The 20,321-nt window shown below is 71.3% G+C and carries 22 protein-coding genes and 2 pseudogenes; 12 read left to right on the top strand and 12 right to left on the bottom strand.

Translation table 11 applies throughout. The annotated features are described in order from the left end of the window. Positions 1 to 65: 65 nt before the first annotated feature. A complete protein-coding gene (locus tag ABZ312_RS20315; RefSeq protein WP_500325983.1) occupies positions 66 to 443 on the top strand; it encodes a hypothetical protein in 378 nt (125 codons plus the stop codon). A gap of 48 nt (positions 444 to 491) precedes the next feature. Here ABZ312_RS20315 and ABZ312_RS20310 read toward each other — a convergent pair whose 3' ends face one another. From ABZ312_RS20310 to ABZ312_RS20280, 7 genes and pseudogenes are all read right to left on the bottom strand, one after another. Continuing rightward, complete coding sequence (locus ABZ312_RS20310) at positions 492 to 884, bottom strand: DUF1622 domain-containing protein (RefSeq protein ID WP_500325984.1); 393 nt, start codon at positions 882 to 884, stop codon at positions 492 to 494. Positions 885 to 1,002: 118 nt separating this feature from the next. Continuing rightward, on the bottom strand, positions 1,003 to 1,650 hold the full coding sequence (locus tag ABZ312_RS20305) for a cysteine hydrolase family protein (RefSeq protein WP_500325985.1): 648 nt from the start codon (positions 1,648 to 1,650) through the stop codon (positions 1,003 to 1,005). Between the two features lie 260 nt (positions 1,651 to 1,910). Continuing rightward, positions 1,911 to 3,065 (bottom strand): 3-oxoacyl-ACP reductase FabG, encoded by a 1,155-nt coding sequence (gene fabG / locus ABZ312_RS20300; RefSeq protein WP_500358079.1) that lies wholly within the window; start codon positions 3,063 to 3,065, stop codon positions 1,911 to 1,913. Further along, positions 3,062 to 3,580 (bottom strand): annotated as a pseudogene (gene fbiC / locus ABZ312_RS20295) (7,8-didemethyl-8-hydroxy-5-deazariboflavin synthase); the annotation flags it as partial. The pseudogene fbiC and the gene fabG, both read right to left, overlap by 4 nt. A 172-nt stretch (positions 3,581 to 3,752) precedes the next feature. Continuing rightward, the gene (locus ABZ312_RS20290; RefSeq protein WP_499509914.1) at positions 3,753 to 3,974 is read right to left on the bottom strand and encodes a helix-turn-helix domain-containing protein; all 222 of its coding nucleotides are present in this window, start codon (positions 3,972 to 3,974) and stop codon (positions 3,753 to 3,755) included. Then, positions 3,974 to 4,465: a DUF2975 domain-containing protein gene (locus ABZ312_RS20285; protein ID WP_500325991.1), complete on the bottom strand. Its 492-nt coding sequence runs from the start codon at positions 4,463 to 4,465 to the stop codon at positions 3,974 to 3,976. Before ABZ312_RS20285 ends, ABZ312_RS20290 begins: the two co-directional genes overlap by 1 nt. A 143-nt stretch (positions 4,466 to 4,608) precedes the next feature. Then, a complete protein-coding gene (locus tag ABZ312_RS20280; RefSeq protein ID WP_500358077.1) occupies positions 4,609 to 5,055 on the bottom strand; it encodes a GNAT family N-acetyltransferase in 447 nt (148 codons plus the stop codon). 446 nt (positions 5,056 to 5,501) lie between these two features. Here ABZ312_RS20280 and ABZ312_RS20275 point away from each other — a divergent pair, with 446 nt between their 5' ends. The 3 genes from ABZ312_RS20275 (at position 5,502) to ABZ312_RS20265 (ending at position 7,557) form a co-directional block, all read left to right on the top strand. Beyond that, positions 5,502 to 5,651 (top strand): hypothetical protein, encoded by a 150-nt coding sequence (locus ABZ312_RS20275; RefSeq protein WP_500438392.1) that lies wholly within the window; start codon positions 5,502 to 5,504, stop codon positions 5,649 to 5,651. 271 nt (positions 5,652 to 5,922) lie between these two features. Next, a complete protein-coding gene (locus tag ABZ312_RS20270) occupies positions 5,923 to 6,897 on the top strand; it encodes a GNAT family N-acetyltransferase (protein ID WP_500325995.1) in 975 nt (324 codons plus the stop codon). Positions 6,898 to 7,089: 192 nt separating this feature from the next. Continuing rightward, a complete protein-coding gene (locus ABZ312_RS20265; protein WP_500325997.1) occupies positions 7,090 to 7,557 on the top strand; it encodes a GNAT family N-acetyltransferase in 468 nt (155 codons plus the stop codon). Between the two features lie 57 nt (positions 7,558 to 7,614). Here the strand turns inward: ABZ312_RS20265 and ABZ312_RS20260 are convergent, their stop codons facing one another. Next, complete coding sequence (locus ABZ312_RS20260; protein ID WP_500325999.1) at positions 7,615 to 8,124, bottom strand: GNAT family N-acetyltransferase; 510 nt, start codon at positions 8,122 to 8,124, stop codon at positions 7,615 to 7,617. A 203-nt stretch (positions 8,125 to 8,327) separates the two neighbouring features. Here ABZ312_RS20260 and ABZ312_RS20255 point away from each other — a divergent pair, with 203 nt between their 5' ends. Next, complete coding sequence (locus tag ABZ312_RS20255) at positions 8,328 to 9,200, top strand: NAD-dependent epimerase/dehydratase family protein (protein WP_500326001.1); 873 nt, start codon at positions 8,328 to 8,330, stop codon at positions 9,198 to 9,200. A 146-nt stretch (positions 9,201 to 9,346) separates the two neighbouring features. After that, entirely contained in the window at positions 9,347 to 9,919 is a 573-nt protein-coding gene (locus tag ABZ312_RS20250; protein ID WP_500326216.1) for an LOG family protein, read from the top strand. On the opposite strand, the gene pdxR is transcribed toward ABZ312_RS20250, so the two are convergent. Further along, positions 9,912 to 11,366: a MocR-like pyridoxine biosynthesis transcription factor PdxR gene (pdxR, locus tag ABZ312_RS20245; protein WP_500326003.1), complete on the bottom strand. Its 1,455-nt coding sequence runs from the start codon at positions 11,364 to 11,366 to the stop codon at positions 9,912 to 9,914. The two genes, ABZ312_RS20250 and pdxR, sit on opposite strands and share 8 nt — an antisense overlap. 47 nt (positions 11,367 to 11,413) lie before the next feature. On the opposite strand from pdxR, the gene ABZ312_RS20240 reads away from it, so the two are divergent. From ABZ312_RS20240 to ABZ312_RS20220, 5 genes and pseudogenes are all read left to right on the top strand, one after another. Further along, entirely contained in the window at positions 11,414 to 11,914 is a 501-nt protein-coding gene (locus tag ABZ312_RS20240; protein WP_500326005.1) for a carboxymuconolactone decarboxylase family protein, read from the top strand. A 145-nt stretch (positions 11,915 to 12,059) separates the two neighbouring features. Then, a pseudogene (locus ABZ312_RS20235) lies at positions 12,060 to 12,698 on the top strand (MIP/aquaporin family protein); the annotation flags it as partial. 63 nt (positions 12,699 to 12,761) lie between these two features. After that, positions 12,762 to 14,108, top strand: coding sequence for a CynX/NimT family MFS transporter (locus tag ABZ312_RS20230; RefSeq protein WP_500357348.1), 1,347 nt, complete (start codon positions 12,762 to 12,764; stop codon positions 14,106 to 14,108). Positions 14,109 to 14,143: 35 nt separating this feature from the next. Beyond that, positions 14,144 to 14,407: a hypothetical protein gene (locus tag ABZ312_RS20225; RefSeq protein WP_500438390.1), complete on the top strand. Its 264-nt coding sequence runs from the start codon at positions 14,144 to 14,146 to the stop codon at positions 14,405 to 14,407. After that, positions 14,404 to 15,390, top strand: coding sequence for an SLAC1 family transporter (locus ABZ312_RS20220; protein WP_500438388.1), 987 nt, complete (start codon positions 14,404 to 14,406; stop codon positions 15,388 to 15,390). The genes ABZ312_RS20225 and ABZ312_RS20220 overlap by 4 nt, the downstream gene beginning before the upstream one ends. Before the next feature lie 53 nt (positions 15,391 to 15,443). Here the strand turns inward: ABZ312_RS20220 and ABZ312_RS20215 are convergent, their stop codons facing one another. The 3 genes from ABZ312_RS20215 to ABZ312_RS20205 form a co-directional block, all read right to left on the bottom strand. Then, positions 15,444 to 16,472, bottom strand: a complete 1,029-nt coding sequence (locus ABZ312_RS20215) for an alpha/beta fold hydrolase (protein WP_500438386.1) — start codon at positions 16,470 to 16,472, stop codon at positions 15,444 to 15,446. 341 nt (positions 16,473 to 16,813) lie between these two features. Continuing rightward, positions 16,814 to 17,899 carry an amidohydrolase family protein gene (locus ABZ312_RS20210; RefSeq protein WP_500438384.1) on the bottom strand — a complete coding sequence of 362 codons (1,086 nt, stop codon included), beginning with the start codon at positions 17,897 to 17,899 and terminating at the stop codon, positions 16,814 to 16,816. Positions 17,900 to 18,093: 194 nt separating this feature from the next. Beyond that, positions 18,094 to 19,284 (bottom strand): MalY/PatB family protein, encoded by a 1,191-nt coding sequence (locus ABZ312_RS20205; RefSeq protein WP_500326011.1) that lies wholly within the window; start codon positions 19,282 to 19,284, stop codon positions 18,094 to 18,096. 742 nt (positions 19,285 to 20,026) lie between these two features. Here ABZ312_RS20205 and ABZ312_RS20200 point away from each other — a divergent pair. Then, positions 20,027 to 20,305 (top strand): hypothetical protein, encoded by a 279-nt coding sequence (locus ABZ312_RS20200; protein WP_500326013.1) that lies wholly within the window; start codon positions 20,027 to 20,029, stop codon positions 20,303 to 20,305. Positions 20,306 to 20,321: the final 16 nt, after the last annotated feature.

Raw genomic sequence — 20,321 nt, 5'->3', positions numbered from 1 at the left:
CACCACCAGAGGGCTCGATCGCGCATGTCCGAGGCCTATCCGATCCGGCAGTTGAAGGAGCCCGCATGACACAGGCTGAGCAGAACAACCGTCGGCCACGGCGCATCGACGAACTTCAGGACGTCTACGACTTTCTGGACGAGGTACGCCTTCGCCCTAGCATGTTCGTCCGCGGGGGCTCCCTGCAGCACCTCAACTCGACGCTGTACGGGTATCGCCTGGCCATGGGCATCCACGGCATCGAGGAAGACTTCCCCTTCTGCACCCCGGGTGCGGAACCGCCCTTCAGCCGGTGGCTTTGCCAGCGCAACGGCGAGGAAAGCTCGCTGGGCTGGTCGACGCAGATCGAGCGCGAGGCCGAGGCCACCGGAACACCAGCGATCGAGCTGTTCTTCAGCCTGCTCGACCAGTTCCGAGCCGAGCACGATCAAGCGGGGCGATAGCCCTCTCCAGGCTAGCGTCGCTCCGCCGGCCGCCGGCGCCACGCGGGGTCAGTCGTCGGCTTCGGCCACTGCCTTCTGCCATGGCCACCGCCCGGTGATCTCGAGCTCGAGAGAAAAGCTGAGGAAGGTCCGGATGCCCACGATCACGGCCAGTACTCCGACGCTTGCGTACGTCGGTGCGACGGCGACCGTGCGGATGATGTCGCCGGCTACGAGGAACTCCAGCCCCAGCAGGATCGACCGCCCGACGCGACGGCGGTAGTCGCGGTACACGCCTGCCTGTCGGCGACCGAGCCGCACGGCCGCGAGGACGGTCGCCAAGAGCGTCCCCACGACGATGACGGCTACGCCCGCGGCGTCAACGGCTCGACCGGCCAGCTCCACGACGTGTTGGAGCTCCACAGAATCCCCTCTCGCACCGACCCGGGTCCGCTCGTCCATGGTCCGCAAGCTCTGTTACCACCGCACCCTCGCGCAGTGGACCGGCGACCGTCGACGGCGCCCGTTGAAAACGTAATCATCGGGCGGACGCGAGCGCCATTCCCCCGCTGCGAGTTCTTCAGCGCATTCCGTCGAGTACTTCGTCAGTCGACAGCAAGGCATGGGCGAAGAAGCGGTAGTTGATGATCGCCGCCTGATAGCCGTCGCCCCATTCCGGGTGCCGGGGTCCGGCTGTCGCATCCCTGACCACGGCTACCTCGAATCCCTCCTCGATGAGGTGACGCATGTGGGACTCGACGCACATGTTCGCCAGCATCCCGCCGAGAACAATCCTTTGCATTCCCCGCTTGCGCAGTTGCAGCACCAAGTCGTTGGATTCCGGACCGAACACCTTGTGCGGGCTGGCGACCACCGTTCTGCCGTCTTCGATATAAGGCTTGAAGCGGTCCAGCCAGTCCGCCCCGGAGTTTCGGAACCCGGTCAGATCGAGCTGTCCCGCCCGTGCGAACGTGTGGGTTTCCAGCTCGCTCGTCTCGAGCGGCCCGTTCATTCGCCATCCGTTGTCGGTCGGGTAGAAGTAATGGGGCGAGATGAAGACCTCATATCCGCCCGCCTTGGCCGCCTCGAAGATTCTCTCCATGTTCTCGACGGTTCTGTTCTCCGTGACGCTCGCCCCCACCGCGTCCCAGTTCGCTCCGCTCTCGCTCAGCACGTCGTTCTGTGGGTCAATGAAAACGACCGCCGTGTCGGTATTCCTGATTTCCACCTGGTGCTCCTCACGCGACAACGAACCACTGGCGGGACAATTACCGGTACAGCGGATGTCCTTCCGAAGCACATTCCGATCCGGAGACGCGAGGTACCTTCCCGCGGAGGCGCTGTCCCGGTCATTCGGCCCTCCGTTCCACTTTGCCCCATCGCGGGGCGTTCTGCATCGGTGTATTGCTGCACCTCGGTCCTCGTCCCTGCCCTCCCCGGCGAAGCGCGGGCGGCCGTGAATCCTGACATCACTTGATCAGCGGCTGGTCACATGTGACGGCCGCCGGTCACCTCGATGACCGTCCCCGTGAGGTACGACGCGAGGTCCGATGCGAGGAAGAGCGCCACCGAGGCCACCTCCGGCGCCTCGCCGGGGCGTCGCATCGGGATCTCGGCGAGTTTCGCGTCCCGGATGTGGGCCGGCATCGCCTCGGTCATCGGCGAGCGGATCAGACCCGGGGCGACGGCGTTCACCCGCACGCCGTGGTGGGCCGTCTCCTTGGCCGCGGCCTTGGTGAGCCCGATGATTCCGGCCTTCGCCGCCGAGTAGTTGGTCTGGCCGACGAAGCCGACCTTGCCGGAGATGGAGGAGAGGTTCACGATCGCGCCGGAGCGCTGTTCGCGCATGACGGCGGCGGCCAGTCGGGTGCCGTTCCAGCAGCCCTTGAGGTGTACGGCGACGACCTGCTCGAACTGCTCCTCGGTCATCGTCCGCATGGTCGCGTCACGGGTGATGCCTGCGTTGTTGACCATCACATCGAGCCTGCCGAACGTCGAGACGCACAGGTCCACGGCGCTCTGGACGTCCGCCGCGGCGGTGACGTCGCACGCCGCCGTCACGACCCGGTCGCCCGCCAGCAGATGGGCGAGGTGGTCGACGTCGAACCGCAGTGACGCGAGGTCGGGTTCGGTCAGTTCGTGGGCGCCGGAGCGGCGGTGGGCCGCTCGCGATCCGGCGCCGTACGACGGTTGCAGGGCCTGCCCCGGGCCGGCCGTGAGCAAGGTGGTGCCGCGGCACTCCGCGTCGGCGACGAACGCCCCGTCGCGGGTGCGGGCGTATGCGAGGGCACGCCCGAGGACGGCCGGTTCGAGGAAGGGAAGGTCCGCGGGGAGTGAGGCCACGGCGCATCGGGGGTGGATCGCCCGGGCCGTCTGCTCGCCCTGCCGGAGGGCCTCGTTGAGGCCGGGGCCGTCGGTCAGGACGGGGCGCACGTCGAGGTCGTCGACGGCGTCGAAGTCCTGGAGGCGGTCGAGTACGACGATGACCTCGCCGACCCCGGGTGCCGCCCGTGCGGCCGTCACGGTGTCGCGGAGCAGGGCGCGGGCGACGCTCCGACGGTCCCGCGGGACCAGTTCGAGGCGGCTCTTGGCCAGTCGCAGGTCCTTCTGCGGGATGACGATCACCCAGTCCGACCGTCTCATCGCAGGAACCCGACGCTCAACGGCAGGGCGCGGTGCACCTCGGTGTCGAACCCGAGCGCGGCCCGCGCGCGCTCGGCGGTGACGTCGTCGTAGGTGGTGGTGCGCTGTCGGGTGGTCCTGCCCGCCGCGGTCGCCAGGTCCTTGATACCGGCGATCGTCCACATCGACCCGTTGGTCGATCCGGCCATGCGGCTGATGGTCTCCTCCATCAGCGTGCCGCCGAGGTCGCTGGCTCCGCCGCGCAGCATGTCGACGCAACTCTCCGGACCGAGCTTCACCCAGGAGCAGGCGATGTTGTCGATGTGGCCGTGCATGAGGAGCCGTGCCAGTGCGTGGACGGCACGGTTGTCGCGGCGCGACGGGCCCGGACGGGCGATGCCGGCCAGGTAGATGGGCGAGCTCTGGTGCACGAAGGGCAGCGGCACGAACTCGGTGAATCCGCCGGTCTCCTGCTGCAGCCGGACCAACGTCCGCATGTGGTCGACCCAGTGGCGCGGCTCTTCGACATGGCCGTAACCCGACGGGTACGTCGGGACGTCGTTCCCGCCCGACGGCGAACCCCCGCCTTTCCGGCTGGGAAGGACGGGGGTTCGCCGTCGGGAGGTCACGTACGCGGGTCGCGCGTGCTCCACGTGCCGTGTCACGGGCCGGTGGTGCCGGGCGTTCTCACGCCCGGCCCGGGGCACTTCATGCGCCCGCGGCGTCCTCGGCCTCCCAACGCAGCAGGTCGCCCGGCTGGCACTCCAGCACCTCGCAGAGCGCGGCGAGCGTCGCGAAGCGCACCGCCTTGGCACGGCCGTTCTTGAGCACGGCGAGGTTGGCGGGCGTGATCCCCACGCGGTCCGCGAGCTCGCCCACGGACATCTTCCGCCTGGCCAGCATCACGTCGATGTCGACGGAGATCGGCATCAGATCACCTCGTCCAACTCGGCCCGCATCTGCGTCGCCTCGACGTCGCGCGCGACGGCCTGGGCGAGCAGCATCCGCAGCACGAGCACCATCAGCGCGACCCCCAGGATGGCCACGCCGACCCCGCCCATGATGACGGTGACGCCCGGGTCCTCCCGCTGGCCCGGAGCATTGATGGCCGTGACCGCGAACCACACGAGGGCGGCCGCCACGATCGCGCCGATCATGACGTCCACGTACCGGAAGGCGGCGTGGGAGAACACGGTTCCGCGTTGCACCATCCCCACAAGCCGCCAGACGCAGACCAGGGCAACCTGGGCCGACAGCATCCCCAGGATCGTGATCAGGCGCAGCGGGGTCAGCGGGAGCGACCCGTCCTCCGGGTCGTTGCCCGACACCAACGCCCACACCATCCCCGCCTGTACGAACACGGTGCCGGCAAACACCACCACCAGCACGGCGCGCAGCGCACGCACGGTCAGCTTTCCCATGACCTACCCTTCCATCGAGTTACGATGGAAACCTATCGAATCTCGATAGGTGAAGCAAGGGCGGGGACGGAGGGTGGGCGGCGCCACGCACCGTTGCGGAACGCTGTGGCGGTTCCCCGAACCCGGAAGAACCGGCCGAGTGCCTACGCACGCGTGTCACGCCGGTAGGTGTAGAGGATGAAGCCCTCGTGGAACCTGCCCACCTTGTCGTACAGCGCGCGAGCCGGGGCGTCTTCCAGGGTGTTCCAGTAGAGGCCAGGGGCGCCGTGTTCCTCCGCGTCGCGTGCGACCCATTCGATCAGCGCGGTCGCGACACCCTGCCGCCGGACCTCCGCGTCCACGAACAGGTCCGCCAGGTAGCACTTCCCTGCGTACCAGACGCTGGCGTGGAACAGGTAGTGCGCGATGCCGACCATCCTGCCGTCCAGCCGGGCGGCGATCCCGCGTATCCGCTCGTCGTCGAGCAGGCGTCGCCAGGTCCGTTCGTAGCTGTCGTCGTGGCGTTCGACGTCGAAGTACGTGTCCTTGCCGCGGGCCAGCACTTCCCAGCAGGCGCGGTCGGACTCGGTCAGGAAGCTGATCTCCACCATGGTGCCCATCCTGCCGCGCCGCCGGACCGGCGGTGGACGTCCGGCGGCAAGCCGGCGTCCGGCCGTCACGGGGGCGGGACGTGCCCCGGGGTGCGACGCCGGAAGTGGCGTCGGAAGTGGCGTCGGCTGATCGCTTGCCGCTGTCCGGGGACGGTGAGATCATCTGGCGCACACGTCGAAAGCGGGGTGCTGTGATGGGGGACGACGTCAGCGACCTGCACGGCGACGGTCCGGGTCCGGACCGCCGGGTATCTGCTCCTGTGCGCCGCCCTGCTCACCGCAGGCGATACCGGATCCTCCGGAGACGGTGAGCGCGAAACAGGCGGTCCCGCCCGCCGAGATACCCGTTCCAACCGGCCGCATCGTATCGCGCCGGCTGGGACTTCTCACCCTGCCCGAGAGACTCGGATCCTCCTCGGCGGACCGTCGAGGCCGGTCGGGCCGCGGTGCGCAGGCTGGACCGCACCGGCGTGTGCGGGTGGATCGTCGACCTGCACGGAAACAACGGCGGCAGCATGGACCCCATGATCCGCGGACGCCCGCACGCCCGGTCCTTCGGCTCCCCCACCTACGGAACACCCTCGGGCTCGCGCTGAGCGACGACGCCCAACTGGTGATCGCCAGCGTCGCCGAGGCCGACCGCACCGGTCACCGCCACAACCCCGACTCCCCGCTGGCACCTGACCAACCGACCCGGCCCGGCCAGGCCGAAGCCGCGGCAAGAACATGGCTTCAACAGCAACCCGGGTGTGTACCGGTGGGCTGAGCCAGGGCCGCCGGAGGCCTTGAGCCCCCGTCGCATCCACCCCCGCCGGCGTCGCGAAAACAACGCGACAGCCTCCGGCCGGAGTCCGTACCGTCGCCCCCATGAACGCAGAATCCACCACCCTGACGTGGCGACCGCTCACCACAGGCGACGCGAAGACGTCGGCCGACCTCCTCAACGCCATGGAGGCCGAGGACAAGATCGGCGAGAACTACGAGGAGGCGGACACCCTCCAGGAACTGGTGGATCCCTACGCGGACTTGGAGCGCGCGAGCCTCGCCGCCTTCGACGGCGACGTGATGGTCGGCTACATGAAGGCCACCTACAAGCCGACCGCCGAGGACGTGCACCGGATCATGGTCGACGGCGGCGTGCACCCGCACTACCGTCGCCAGGGTGTAGGCACCGTGCTGCTGAAGGCCGGGATAGCGGGCGCGAAGGCGTTGCACGCACTGCACCAGCCGACCCTGAAGCTCGAGGTCCAGGTCCAGAACTGCGAGCGCATCGCCGGTGCGGCCGAGCTCTTCCGCTCCCAGGGTTTCGCACCCGCCCGCTACTACCACTTCATGGAGCATCCGCTCGGTGACGCGATCCCGGACGCGGTGATCCCCGACGGGCTGCGGATCGAGCCGTGGTCGGAGCAGAACGACGAGGAGTTCCGGATGATCCGGAACGAGGCGTTCAAGGACCATTGGGGTACCGTGCCGGTGCCCGTGGACGCCTGGAGGAACAAGATCACCAATCACACCTTCCGGCCCGAGGTGAGCTTCCTGCTCCGGGACGCCGCGAACGGGGCCCCGGCGGGCATGCTGGTGACCATGTCGTGGGAGGCCGACACGGTGGCCACCGGCGTGCGCGAGGCACACTTCATGCTCATCGGGACGCTCCGCGACTACCGCAAGCGCGGCGTCGCCGGCGGCCTGATCCGGCACGCGCTGCGCAGCGCCGCCGACCAGGGCTACGGGAAGGCCAGCCTGAGCGTGGACTCGACCAATCCCAGTGGGGCGTTCGGGATCTACGAGAAGGCCGGGTTCGCGCCCAAGGAGCGGTACGTCCGCTGGGCGCTCGACGTCTGACGGCTTCGGTCCCCGGGGGCTCGGTCGGGTGAGTGCCTTGAGCCGGTAGGGCGTCGACCACTCCGAAAACCGATGGACACGCTCCAGGGCGCTCCGCGATCATCCAGCGCTGTGACAGATGAACCCGCCCGCCCGTCCCCGGCCCCGAGCGGCCTGAGGTCAGTGAGATTCGTCGATCTCACGAGCACGGCCATGACCGCCTTGCTGGACGACGACCTCGCCCGGGCCAGTGCCGAAGCAGGGGTCGAGTTCACGGACTACTTCCTCACCGACCAGGCGAAGTGGGTTTGGCGGTACCGGGTCAACCAGCTGGCCTCGGACGCGGGCAGCGCGGGGTGGCTCACCCGAGCCGTGGTGGCCGAGCCCGAAGGCGTCGTCGTGGGGTACGCCGGGTTCCACGGACCGCCCGATGGGGCGGGCATGGTGGAGATCGGCTATTCGGTGGCCCCCGGCCACCGTCGCCAGGGGTACGCCAGGACGATGTTGACCGAGTTGCTGCGTCGCGCCGCCGCCGAATCCGGAGTCAAGACCGCGCGGGTGACGATCAGTCCCGAGAACACCGCATCCCTGGCCACGATTTCCGGCTTCGGCTTCGTGGAGGTCGGAGAGCAGTGGGACGAGGTGGACGGCCTCGAGCTCGTCTTCGAAGTCCCGGTCTGAACAGGCTGGTGCCAGAAGGCGGCTCTCCGTCCCGAAGAGCCCTACGCGCCAACCCGGTCATGCCGATGACTGCTTGCGTTCCAGCAGGGTGACCGTGACGCCGGGCGCGACATGGCGCTCACCGACAGGTGTGAATCCGCGCCGACGGTAGAGCGCGAGCGCAGGCAGGTTGGCGGTCGCCGTGGAGACGACGGTCAGCTCCGCGGGCTCGACCGAATCCAGTGCGCCGAGTAGTGCCGTTGCGACGCCGAGGCGATGCGCGTCGGGATGGACCACGAGGCGGCAGATGTCCAGAGCACCGTTCGGCAAGCGGGTCCAGGCGACCGCTCCGACGAGCCTCGACCCGTCGCGGACCCCGAGGAAGGACTCGTCGCACGTGCGCAGTTGGTCAAGGGACTCGTGCAGGGGCGGGATGCCGTCGAACCCGATGAGACGGGCTTCCACGGCGTAGGAGATCCGCTGAAGGTCCCACAGCTGACGCAGGGTGCCGGGATCGGCGAGGTCGAGCCGGACCGGTGCCGCGAATGGCCGGTGGAATGCGGTGGCGGGGTGGGGGTTGCCGGTCATGCTCCGATCCTTTCAGAATGCCCGGCCGGGGACGCCGCTCTCGCACCGCGTGGAGGCCCCAATGAGGCACCGCCGAATTGGTCCGCCGACACATCCGCGAAATGGATCCGGCTCCGGTACCACTCACCGCCTAGCGTTGCAGGTACGACCAGGGACCGTCCGCCCCGATGGGACGGTTCCGTCTGATCACAGGAGAGTGGACCATGCATGTCTTCGTTGCCGGTGCCACCGGCGCTGTCGGCCGTCAGCTCGTTCCGCTGCTGCTGGCCGAGGGCCACCACGTCACGGGAATCTCGCGTGGCTCGGCGGGTGTCGAGCGCATTCGGCAGCAGGGGGCGACAGCCGTCCAGGCGGACGTGTTCGACCGGGAGGCGCTGCACCGGGTCCTGGCGAGCGCCGCGCCGGACGCGGTGATCCATCAGCTCACCGACCTGTCGGACGCGGACGGGGAGGCGACCAACCGGCTGCGGCGCGAGGGGACGGGCAACCTGGTGGACGCGGCGGTGTCCGCCGGCGTGACCAGGATCGTCGCCCAGTCCATCTCATGGGCGTACGCGCCCGGGGAGGGGCCGGCCGACGAGAGCACACCGCTGGACGTCGGGGCGGCACCGCCGCGCGGGGGGATGGTGGAGGGCGTCCGGGCGCTGGAGGAGAAGGCCGCCGAAGTGGAGACGGCGGTGCAGCTGCGGTACGGCATCCTGTACGGCCCGGGCACCTGGTACGCACCCGGAGGGCCCGTCGCCGCGGCGCTGGCCGGGGATCCGTCCGCCCGGTTCCTCGGGAGCACCGAGGCGGACCTTTCGGTGATGTCGTTCCTCCACGTCGCCGACGCCGCCCGGGCCGCCGTCGCCGCGCTCGCCTGGCCCTCGGGTCCCGTCAACATCGTCGACGACGAACCCGCGCAGGCCCGCGAGTGGCTGCCGGCGCTGGCCCGCGCCTTGGGCGTTCCGGCCCCCGGGCCCGTACCCGGTCGCCTGGACTGGGCGCGGGGTGCGTCCAACGGGCTGGCCCGGTCGCGCGGGTGGCGACCCGGGTATCCCTCGTGGCGCTCCGGCTTCGCGGCGCAGATGGCCTGACGCGGGCCGGCGGGCCGCCACAGGTCGCGGCCCGCCACGGGTCGCGGGCGACGGAATTGGTCCCGTGTTCCGCGCGGGGAATGGTCCGCGTGTGAGGGTGCAGGCCCACGTACGTTCGGGCCATGACCGCTGCAGCGCCCGCGCCCATGAAGATCTGTGTCTTCCTCTCCGCCGCCGACCTCGATGAGCGCTACACGCGGCCGGCCCGCGCATTCGGGGAACTCGTCGGCGCAGGGGGCCACACCCTGGTGTGGGGCGGGTCGGACACCGGGCTGATGAAGGTCGTCGCCGACGCCGTACGGGAGTCGGGCGGGCGGCTCGCCGGGGTATCGGTCGGCTTCCTACGGGAGTGGGCCAGGCAGGACGCCGACGCGATGGTCTTCGCCGAGGACCTCGCCTCGCGGAAGGCCCAGCTGCTCGCCACGTCCGACGCGGTCGTGGTGATGGCCGGCGGCTTGGGAACCCTGGACGAGGCGACCGAGGTCCTGGAACTGAGGAAGCACGGTCTGCACGCCAAGCCCGTCGTGCTGCTGAACACGGCGGGCTTCTACGACGGGTTGGTCCTCCAGCTCCGGCGGATGGACGAGGAGGGGTTCCTGCCGGTGCCCCTGGCGGAACTGCTCCTCGTCGCCGACACCGGTGCCGCCGCGTTCGCGGAGCTGGAGGCCTCCCTTGGGGCCGCCCGGCAGGTCCCCCTCGTGGGGCGCCCCCTCAACTGAGGACCTGGGGCAGCACGCCGCACAGGGTGTCGAGTGCGCCCTTCCACGCGCTGTCCGAGGGGGCCGCGTAGTTGACCACCAAGGCGTCGCGCTCGGGCAGCTGCCAGCCGGAGTCCTGCGCTTCGTGGCCGAATTCCCGGAGCCCGCTCACCACGAGACCCTCCCGGGCCGCCGCCTGGACGACCGAGTTCTCCGTCCCCGCGGGGAGTTCGAGGACGACCTGAAGCCCCGCCTCCATGCCGGCCGCCCGGACGCCGGGCGCCCGCTCCGCCAGGGCTGCGACCAGTTGGTCACGGCGGCGCCGGTAGCGCTGTCGCATCGACCGCACATGCCGGTCGTAGGCGCCCGAGGTGATGAACTCGGCCAGCGTGAGCTGCTCCAGGGTGCTGGACATGTAGTCGCCGTACCCCTTGGCCTCCACGACCTCGGGGACCAGCTCGTCCGGGAGCACCATCCAGCCGAGCCGTACCCCCGGGGCGAGTGACTTGCTCGCCGAGCCGAAGTACACCACGCGCTGGGGGTCGAGGCCCTGCAGGGCGCCCACGGGCTGGCGGTCGTACCGGAACTCCCCGTCGTAGTCGTCCTCCAGGATCAGGCCGCCCGTGTCCCGCGCCCAGGCGACGGCCGCGGTGCGCCGCTCCGGGCACAGGGCGACTCCCGTCGGGTACTGGTGCGCCGGGGTCATCAGTACCGCTCCCACTCCCCGCAGGCGGGCCAGGTCGTCGGTGCGTGCGCCGTGCTCGTCGACGTACAGGGGCGGGGTCCGCAGGCCGGCGTTGGTCAGCAGGTCGCGGTAGAGGTCCAGGCCGTACGCCTCGACGGCGACCGCTCGCGCCTTGCGGACCCTGAGGACCTGGGCCATCAGTGCCAGTCCGTGGTGGAAGCCGGAGCAGACGACGATCCGCTCCGGCTCGGCGTACACCCCGCGGGCCCGTGCCAGGTAGTCCGCGAGCGCGGCGCGCAGCTCCGGACGGCCGCGGGGGTCGCCGTAGCCCAGGGCGTCGTTCGGCGCGGCGGTCAGGGCGCGGCGTGCGGCGGCGAGCCACTGGGTGCGGGGGAACCTCGCGAGGTCCGGCGAACCCGGCTGCATGGCGTACCTGGGGCGGGTCCGGACGGGCCTGGCGCGGGGAGCGCCGGTCGGAGGGCTGTGCGGCTCGGCCCTGGGTGCCACCCGGGTGCCGGAGCCCTGCTGGGCGGTGAGCCAGCCCTCGGCGACCAGCTCCGCGTACGCCTCGACGACGGTGTTGCGGGAGACGCCCAGGTCCGCGGCGAGCGAGCGGGACGGCGGCAGCCGGGTACCGGGCGCGAGGCGCCCCGTGCGTACGGCTTCCCGCAGCGCGTCGGTGAGCCCGGTGCGCAGCTTGGTCCCGCGCAGTTCCAGATGCAGGTCGGCGCCGATCGCGGACGCAGGCGGTTCGGCGGCGGAATTGGTCCGGGAATCCCTCATGTAATTGGACCATACTCCAGTACCACCCGATCCGTAGCGTTGCCGGCATGACGATGAACGAAGCACATGAGCACACCACCCGACTTCCGGAGCACACGGCACGCATGGACTGGGCGAAGCTCGCCCCTGAGGCCTTCAAGGCGCTGGTCCGACTGGACTCGGCCGCGGGCCGCGGTGTCGACGCCGCCCTGCTGCACCTGGTGAAGGTCCGCGCGTCGCAGATCAACCACTGCGCCTTCTGCCTGGACATGCACAGCAAGGACGCCATGGCCGCCGGCGAGTCCGCGGAGCGCGTGATCCAGCTCGGCGCCTGGACGGAGGCGAGGCACTTCTACACGGCACGGGAGATCGCGGCCATCGAGCTCACCGAGGCGATCACCGTCGTGACGGACGGATTCGTCCCGGACGAGGTGTACGCCAGGACCGCCGCGCAGTTCGACGCGACCGAACTCGCCCACCTCATCGCCGCGATCGTGGCGATCAACGCCTTCAACCGCATCGGCGTCTCGACCCGCATGGTCCCCGGCCACTACACGCCGAACGCCTGACACGCCCGTCCGGCCGGGTCCCTGCCCGGCCGGGCCGGCCCGGCGGCCGACGCGTCCCCCGGCCGCTTCCCCCGCTCGTGGCTCCTCCCCCGGCAGCAGACGTCAGGGGTGCCCCGCCGGCGACCACCCCGACCAGGAGATCCACGTGGGTACCGCTTCCCCTCCGCCACGCCGACCGGCCCTGGCCCGTGCCGCCGACGAGTTCGTCCTCACGACCTTCCTGCTGTTCCTCGCGGTGACGGTCGTGCGATGGCTGCGTGACCCGCAATCGTCCCTCTACATCGCCGACCTGCGCATCGCCCTCGTCGTGATCGGCGCCGTCAGCGGGGCCATCCTCACCGGCCTGATCCTCAGCCCTCCCGGACGGCGCAGCGGCGGCCACACCAACCCCGCCGTCACCGTGGGCCTGTGGCTGATGGGCGCCTTCCCCGGACGGCACGTCCTGCCGTACGTGCTGGCCCAGCTCGCCGGTTCCGCCGCCGGTACGGGCCTGGCTCGCCTCGCCTGGGGTCCGGCGGTGGCGCTCCCGTCGGTCTCGCACGCCGCGATCCGGCCCGCCCCGACCTGGCAGCCCGTGCCGGTCCTCCTCGGAGAGGTCGGGGGAATGCTGGCACTGACCCTCGTCGTCGCGTTCTTCGTCGCCCGCCCCCGGTTCATCCGCGGTCTGGCGCCCGTCATCGGGCTGTCCGTGGGGGTGGTGATCGCCACCCTCGGCCCGCTCAGCGGGGGCTCGGTCAACCCGGCCCGCCAGTTCGGTCCTGCGGTCTTCTCCGGGCAGACCACCGACCTCGCGATCTACCTGGTCGGGCCCATCATCGGGGCGGCACTCGGGGCCGGGCTCTACCGGTTGCGGGTCCGGGCGCGCCGCACCCGCGTCACCGCGGCGGCCACCGCCGCACCCGCCGCGCCCGCCACGCCCGGCCCGCGGCGTGTCCAACTGCTCGTCGGCGGCGCTTTGTTCGTATCGGCGTTCAGCCTCAGGCCCGCGATCACCAGCCTCGGCCCCCTGCTGGAGGAGGTCCGTACCTCCCTCGGCATGAGCGGCACGGTGGCGGGCCTGCTCATCTCCCTGCCGGCCCTGTCGTTCGCCGTGTTCGGCGCCGCGGCGCCCCGGTTGTCGCGCCGGTACGGTCCGGCGGCCGTGATCTGCACGGGCATGGCACTGGTCGCCACCGGCCTTTTCCTGCGCCCCTTCACCGGGCACACCGTGCCGTTCCTCGCCGCCGGCGCGCTCGCCCTGAGCGGCATAGCCGTCGGCAACGTCCTGATGCCCGTCGTCGTCAAACGCTGGTTCCCGCGCCGCGTCGGCACCATGACCGGCCTGTACGCGATGGCCCTCTCCTGCGGTACGGCCCTGGCCGCCGCGCTCAGCGTCCCGGTGACCGGCGCCCTGGGCGGCGACTGGAGGCTCGGTCTGGCCGCCTGGGGCGCGGTCGGCGCCGTCGCCGTGCTGCCCTGGCTGCCCCTGGTACGGGACCGGTCCCGGCACGCCTCGGCCGCCGCCGGTGCGTTCGCCGGGACTCCGGCCACGCCGACGGGCCGCATCACGGGCAGTCCGACGGCCTGGGCGCTCACCGTCTACTTCGGCCTCCAGTCGGCCGCCGCCTTCGTCGCCATGGGCTGGCTGCCGCAGATCCTCCGCGACGCGGGTGTGCCGGCCTCCGCCGCCGGCCTGATGCTCGGGGTGTCGATGGCGGTGGGCGTACCCATGTCCTTCGTCCTGCCCGCGATCGGCGGACGGCTGCCCGGTCAGGGACCTCTCGTCGTCGTCCTGGGCCTGTTCGGGGTCGTCGGCTACACGGGGCTGTGGGCGGCGCCCGGTGCCGCGCCGTGGGTGTGGACCGTGCTCATCGGGGTCTCCAACTGCGCCTTCTCACTGGCCCTCACCATGATCGGGATGCGCGCGCGCACCGGCCCCGGCGTCGTACGGCTCTCCGCCTTCGTGCAGTGCACCGGTTACCTGCTCTCCGTCCCCGCGCCGATCCTCATCGGAGCCCTCTACCAGCACACCGGCGGGTGGGACCTGCCCGTCGCCGCGATGCTCCTGCTGCTCGTGCCGCAGATCGCCGCGGGCGTGCTGGCCGGCCGGGACCGGACGGTGGAGGACGAACTCCGGCACGGCGCGAAGGCCCCCGCCCCTGCGCAACCGGTGCGCGGTCCCCAAGGCGCCCGGCTCAGGGCCCGCGACGAGTAGCCGCGCCCCAGAGCGACGAACCGCGGGGGCTGACCATGCGCCGTCTGCCCGTCGAGGTCTCGCTCGGCCCGGGACCCGGCAGGGGCCGGACCGTCGTCGACCGCCGCCTGCGCGTCGGCGAGTCCGAGATCCACGAGGGGGCCAGCGAGCGTCCGCTGGTGGACGTGGCGCTCGGGGTCGACGGCGCCCTGTTCGTGGAGCTGTACCTGGAGGCCGTGGAGCGTGAGGGGCGGGGCCCGTCCGGTCATGCGCCGCACGGACCGGTGAGGGAAATAGTGGGACAGTTTCCCATACCATGAAAAATCGACCGATTCCCCTGAACTTCTTCGGCATGCCCTTCGGTCTCGTCGGCCTGGCGGACGCCTGGCTGACCGCCGCCGGGGCCGGTCGCGTGCCACGGGGCGTCGGGGATGCGCTGCTGGTCCTGGCGGCCGCCGTGTGGTTGCTGGTGACGGCCGTCTATCTCCATCACGCGGTGCGGGCACGGTCCCTGGCGCGGGACCTGACCGACGCCGCGGCCGGACCCTTCGCGTCGCTGTGCGTGATCGTCCCCATGGTGATCGCCGCGAACGGCCTCTACGGCCGGGCGCCCACGGCCGGGCGGCTGCTGGTGGACGTGTTCCTCGTCCTCACCGTGCTGCTCGGCGCCTGGTTCACCGGTCAGTGGATCTACGGGCGGATCGACGTCGACACCTTCCATCCCGGCTACTTCCTGCCCACGGTCGCCGGTGGTCTGCTGGCCGCGGCGTCGGCCCGGGCAGTTGGGCAGCAGCGGCTGGGTCAGGTGATGTTCGGTCTCGGCGTGGTCTGCTGGATGATCCTCGGCTCGGTGATCATGGGACGGTTGTTCTTCCGCCCCCTGCCGCCCCCGCCGCTGCTGCCGACCCTGGCGATCGAGGTCGCCCCCGCGGCCGTGGCCAGCACCGCCTACTTCGCGCTGTTCACCGAGTCCATCGACGGGGTAGCGGCCTTCCTCGGCGGTTACGGACTGCTGATGGTGCTGGCCCAGCTGCGGTTGCTCCCCGCCTACCTGAAGCTCCCCTTCATGCCCAGCACATGGGCGTTCACCTTCAGCTGGGCCGCGGTCGCCGCCGTCGCGATCCACTGGGTGGAGCGCCAGCGTCCGCCCGGGGCCGGGACGTACACCTACGTGTTCCTCGCCGCCATCACCGTGTTCATCGGCGGCATCGCCCTGCGGACCCTGGTCGCCCTGGCGCGCCGCGAACTGCTGCCCTCCGCACCGGCTCCGCAGCCGGCCGAGCGGCAGAGCGGCGGCGCCTGAGGTGCCGTGCGCACCGTCACGGTTGCCGCGAGGACCGCCGTTCGCGGCGGAACCTACTTCTGCAGGAAGGACTGCAGCAGGTTCGTCACTTCCTGGGGCTTCTCCTCGGTCACCCAGTGACCCGACCCCTTGATGACCCGGCCCTCGACGTTCACGGCGTAGTCACGCCACTGGTCGGCGATCTTGCCGCTGAACGACGCCTGGCCGCCGATCGCCAGGACCGGCATCCGCAGCTTGCCTTCCGCCAGGAACTTCTTGTTCTGGTCCACGTCCCCGCGGAGCTCGCGGTACATCTTCATCCAGGCCACCGTGCGGCCCGGCTCCTTCAGGTAATGGGCGTAGAAGTCGTAGTCGTCCTTCGAGAACGCCGATTGGTCGGCCAGGAGCTCCTCGATGAAGCCCTGGACGAAGACGCGCTCGTGACCGGAGATGAGCTGCTCGGCGAGCGGCAGCTGGAACAGGCCGAAGTGCCACATCGAGGGGGTCTTCGGGTTGGCCTCCAGCGCCGGGAAGCGGTACAGGCTGTCGTCCGGGATGGGAGCCTCCATCACGGCCAGGCGGCGCACCTCCTTCGGCCACTGGGCCGCGTAGGCGTAGCTGACCCACAGACCGACGTCGTGCCCGACCACCTGGACACCGTTGTTCAGCTTCAACTGCTTCAGCAGCTCATGCACGTCCTTGGCCATCTGTGCCTTCGTGTAACCGCCCCTGGTGACCTCGGAGTTGCCGGCGCCGCGAAGGTCGACCGCGATCACGGTGTGGTTCTTGGACAGCGGGCCCATCTGGTCCCGCCACTCGGCCCACGACTGGGGGAAGCCGTGGATCAGCACGACCGGTGGACCCTTGCCGCCTCGCAGGTAGTGCATGCGGAAGCCGTTCACTTCCGCGTACTTGGACGTGAAACCGGGGGGAGGTTTCGCCTGCGGGAAGGACGACGGGGAGGGAGACTCTCCCACCGCCGTGTCCTGCCCGCGGCTGTCGCCCCACGCTCCGGCGCTCGCGCTCGGGCAGACCAGCAGGACGGCAGCGAGCACTGCGATGAGCGCGATGAACCTGCCGGTTTTCCTGGTTGGTGTATCCACGATTCACCCACCTGAAGTGATTCGTACGAGGGAAGTCGAGGTGTTGCCGCAGGCCACCGGTGCGCGTGACCAGGGCGAGACGAAAGCAGTGGACGCTGTCGCACCGGCGACGCCGCGCACGACCCAGGGGCCGTGGGTTCTCCCGCAGCGGTGAGGCGTGTGGGCAAAGGGCAGATGGCCTGCCCTCCAGGCTGTACACGCCGGCGGGGGCAGAGCTGAAGGTCGGGCCCTACGCGACCATCATGAGCACAGCACGCGGGGATACGCCATTGGGGGGACGGCCGCCCACCACTGACAGCCCGGTCGCCGACGTCACGCGGGGCGCCGCCCTCCGGCGGAGGTCAGCGCACCCGGATGCCGGCGCGGAAGACGGCCCGCACGTCGAGGAGCGCTGCGGGGTCCTTGACGGGATCGCCGTCGACGGCCAGCAGGTCGGCGTCGGCACCGGCGGTGATCCGTCCCTTGCGGCCCTCCACACGGCACAGCCGGGCGGCCAGGCTGGTCACGGAGATCAGGGCGTCGGCGGGGGCCACGCCCAGGCGGACGAGGGCGCCGACGCCGTGCGGGAGGACGTCGTGGGGCTTGTCGGGCCCGATGCCCGCGTCCGAGCCGATGACCACGGCGGCGCCCGCGGCGTGCAGGTTGCCGAAGGTGTTCAGGATGGTCCGGACGTGCGCGGCCAGGGCCGGGGGCGGGTTGAACGCCGCGCCGGGGACCATGCCCAGGGTGAGGCTGGCGAACGTGCCGCTGTCCACGATGGCCGCGGCGAGGTCGGGGTCGTACGTGGCGCCGTCGGCGCCGAGGAAGGTGACGTGCTCCAGGCTGTCGACGCCCGCGTCGAGGGCGTCCCTGATGGCCTGGACGCCGTGTGCGTGGGCGGCCGCCGGCAGGCCGAGACGGTGTGCCTCGTGCACGACCGCGCGCAGGTCCTCCGGGCCGTACTGGGAGACGTGCGGGGGCACGGAACCGGGCGTCATGTTGCCGCCACTGGCCATGATCTTGATGACGGCGCAGCCGCGGGCGTGGCGCTCGCGCACCGCGGCGCGCAGTGCCTCGGTGCCCTCGGTCTCGCCGCCGAAGAAGTGGCAGTGCCCGCCGGGCGTGGTGAGCGGGGGGCCTGCGGCGAGGATCTCCGGCCCGTGCTCCGGGGCCCGGGCGAACTCCTCGACGAGGGTCAGCGAGAGGTAGTCGCGGTCACCGAGGTCGCGGACGGTGGTGATGCCGGCCCGGAGCGCCGCCTGGGCCGCGGCCCGCATCTGCGCCAGCAGGTCCGGGTCGCCGGTCGCGGTCAGGGAGGTCACCGGGTCGGGGCTCGCGTCGAACGCGAGGTGGGTGTGGGTGTCGATGAGGCCGGGCAGCAGGCATGTCCGCGGGCCGAGGTCGACGACCGGGGTGCCGTCGGTCGGCAGCGCGCCGGTGCGGTCCACGCGGAGGATGCGGTCACCTCTGACATGGACCGTGGCAGGTCCTGAGCGGGTGAACCCGTCGAACATCGAACCGGCGTGTATGGCAGTGGTGTTGAGCAAGGTGGTTCCCCTTGAAGAGCAGTGCCGGCCCGCGGGACGGCATGCGTCGTCACGGAGACGGCGAGGATCGGGCGGCGGCCCGGGGCCGGCCGGGATCAGGCCAGCGTGCCCATCCGGCGGACGGCTTCGGTGAGGATCTCCGGCGACGTGGCGAAGTTGAGGCGTACGTGCCCCGCGCCGCCCGTGCCGAACTCCAGGCCCGGGGAGAGGGCGACCCGGCCGCGTTCCAGGAAGGCGGCCGCGGGATCGTCGCCGAGGCCGAGGGCGCGGCAGTCCAGCCACGCCAGGTACGTCCCCTCGGGCCGGCGGTACCGGACGCCGGGAAGGTGCCGCTCGAGCAGTTCGCCGAGGAGGCGGCGGTTGTCGTCGAGGCCGGCGAGCAGCGCGTCCAGCCAGCCGCCGCCGAGCCGCAGGGCGGCGGTCTGGGCGATGACGCCGATGCCGCTCAGCTCATGGGCGACGCTCAGGGGGATGCGTCGCAGGACGTCGTCCGCCTCCTGCGCCCAGGCGAGCATTCCGGCGCGGAAGCCCGACAGGTGCCACCCCTTGGAGGCGGAGTAGACGGCGACGGCGTCCTCGGTGCCGGGGACCGAGAGGTACGGCACATGGTGCGCGCCGGCCGGGACGAGCGGCGCGTGGATCTCGTTGGAGACGACCCGCACCCCGGACTGCCGCGCCAGTCCCGCCACCGCGGCCAGTTCCTGCGCCGTATGGACCGTCCCGGTCGGGTTGTGGGGGCTGCACAGCAGGAAGACCGTGGGGCGGCCGCCGTCGGCCGTCCGGCCGAACGCGGCCCGCAGCGCCTCGAGGTCGATGCGGTGGTCGGGTCCCAGCGGGGCCTCCACGACGCGGCGGCCCAGTCCCTCCGCGATGTGCCGGTGGAGCCCGTACCCCGGGGAGTTGACGACGACCACGTCCCCGGGCTCCGTCGTCACCTTGAGCGTCTCGGCGATGCCCGTCAGGGCGGAGGGGACGACCATCGTCCGCTCCGTCGCCATGCGCCATCCCCAGCGTTTGGCGGCGAATTGGTCCCAGGCCTCCGCCATCGTCGCGTCGAAGGGCGGGTAGCCGGTGTCCCCGCGTTCGAAGGCCAGGGACACCGCGTCCACGACCGCGGGGGCCGGGGTCGCGTCCATGTCGGCGATCCACAGCGGCAGGACGTCCGCCGGATGGTGACGCCACTTGATGCCCTTGCGGCGCCGCAGTTCGTCGATCGTGAGCCGCCGCAGCGGATTGCCCGCCCGCCGTGCCGTGTCGTCGGCCGTCTCGAATCCTGCGGGTGCCATGACCTTCCTCCGGTGGACGTGCGACACGGTCACGCGCCGGGTCCGCCGGGACGGACCATCGCCGGAGAGCGTGAGCGCGCCTTCCGGACTGCCGTCCTCACCCTAACAGAGTGCTTGACGCGTCAAGCACGCGGGGTCGCACCATGCCTGGCCGTACGGCACCCCGGAACGCCGCTCCCCGGCTCGGTGCGGAAAAAATGCGATGATCGGCCTTCTCACCCCCCCAACGGCGCTCGCCGGGGACCGTGGCGGCGTTCGACTTCTCCACCGGTGACGCGCCGGAGAACATCACCGTCGACCGGACGGGTCGCTGACCCTCTCGATGCGGGGAAGCTTCGCCGGCAAGCCCCCCCGGAACTGGTGCGCCTCGGCGCCTCCGGCAGGCACCGGACGGTGCTGGTGACCGGCGTCCTGGGCGACACCTTCACCGGCAACACCCGCGGCGCCGACGGGACGGTCCACTACACCCTCTGGTCGAGCGACCCCGCGCGCGCCGGCGTCCGGAAGCTCGCCCCGGACAGCCGCACCGCCCGCCGCATCCGCACTGCCGGCCGACGGCCTGCCCAACGGACTGGCCGTCGAACCCGGCGGGCGCACCCTCTACGTCGCGGACAGCCGCAAGGGCACCATCCGGGCCGTACCCACGGCAGGCGGGAAGGCGCTCCCCTGGCTCACCGACCAGGCCCTCGGGCCGCTCCCGGCACCCTCCACCAGGTGGCCGGGGGCGCGGCCGGCATGGACGATGGACGATTTCAGCTTCCTCGGCGACCGGTCCGACCGGTCCGACCGGTCCGACGTGGTGCTGGCCGCGGTCAACGCCGCGAACCGCGTCGACGTGATCTACCCGGACGGCACCCGGGCGACGGTGCTCACGGCGGCGCACGGGCTCGCCTCGCCCACGGCCACCGCGGTGCGCGGCACCATCCTCCACGTCACCGAGGCCGGCGTGCAGGAACCCCATCACGCGCAGGTGCAGCGTGCGAGGATCCACCCCCGCGCCCCGCGTCCCACCACGGGCTGAGGCGACGCACGGGGGT

The organism is Streptomyces sp. NPDC006207, from assembly GCF_040613835.1.
Taxonomy (GTDB): domain Bacteria; phylum Actinomycetota; class Actinomycetes; order Streptomycetales; family Streptomycetaceae; genus Actinacidiphila.
Note: the sequence above shows the minus strand (reverse complement) of the source record. Positions and strands in the feature narration are given on the sequence as shown.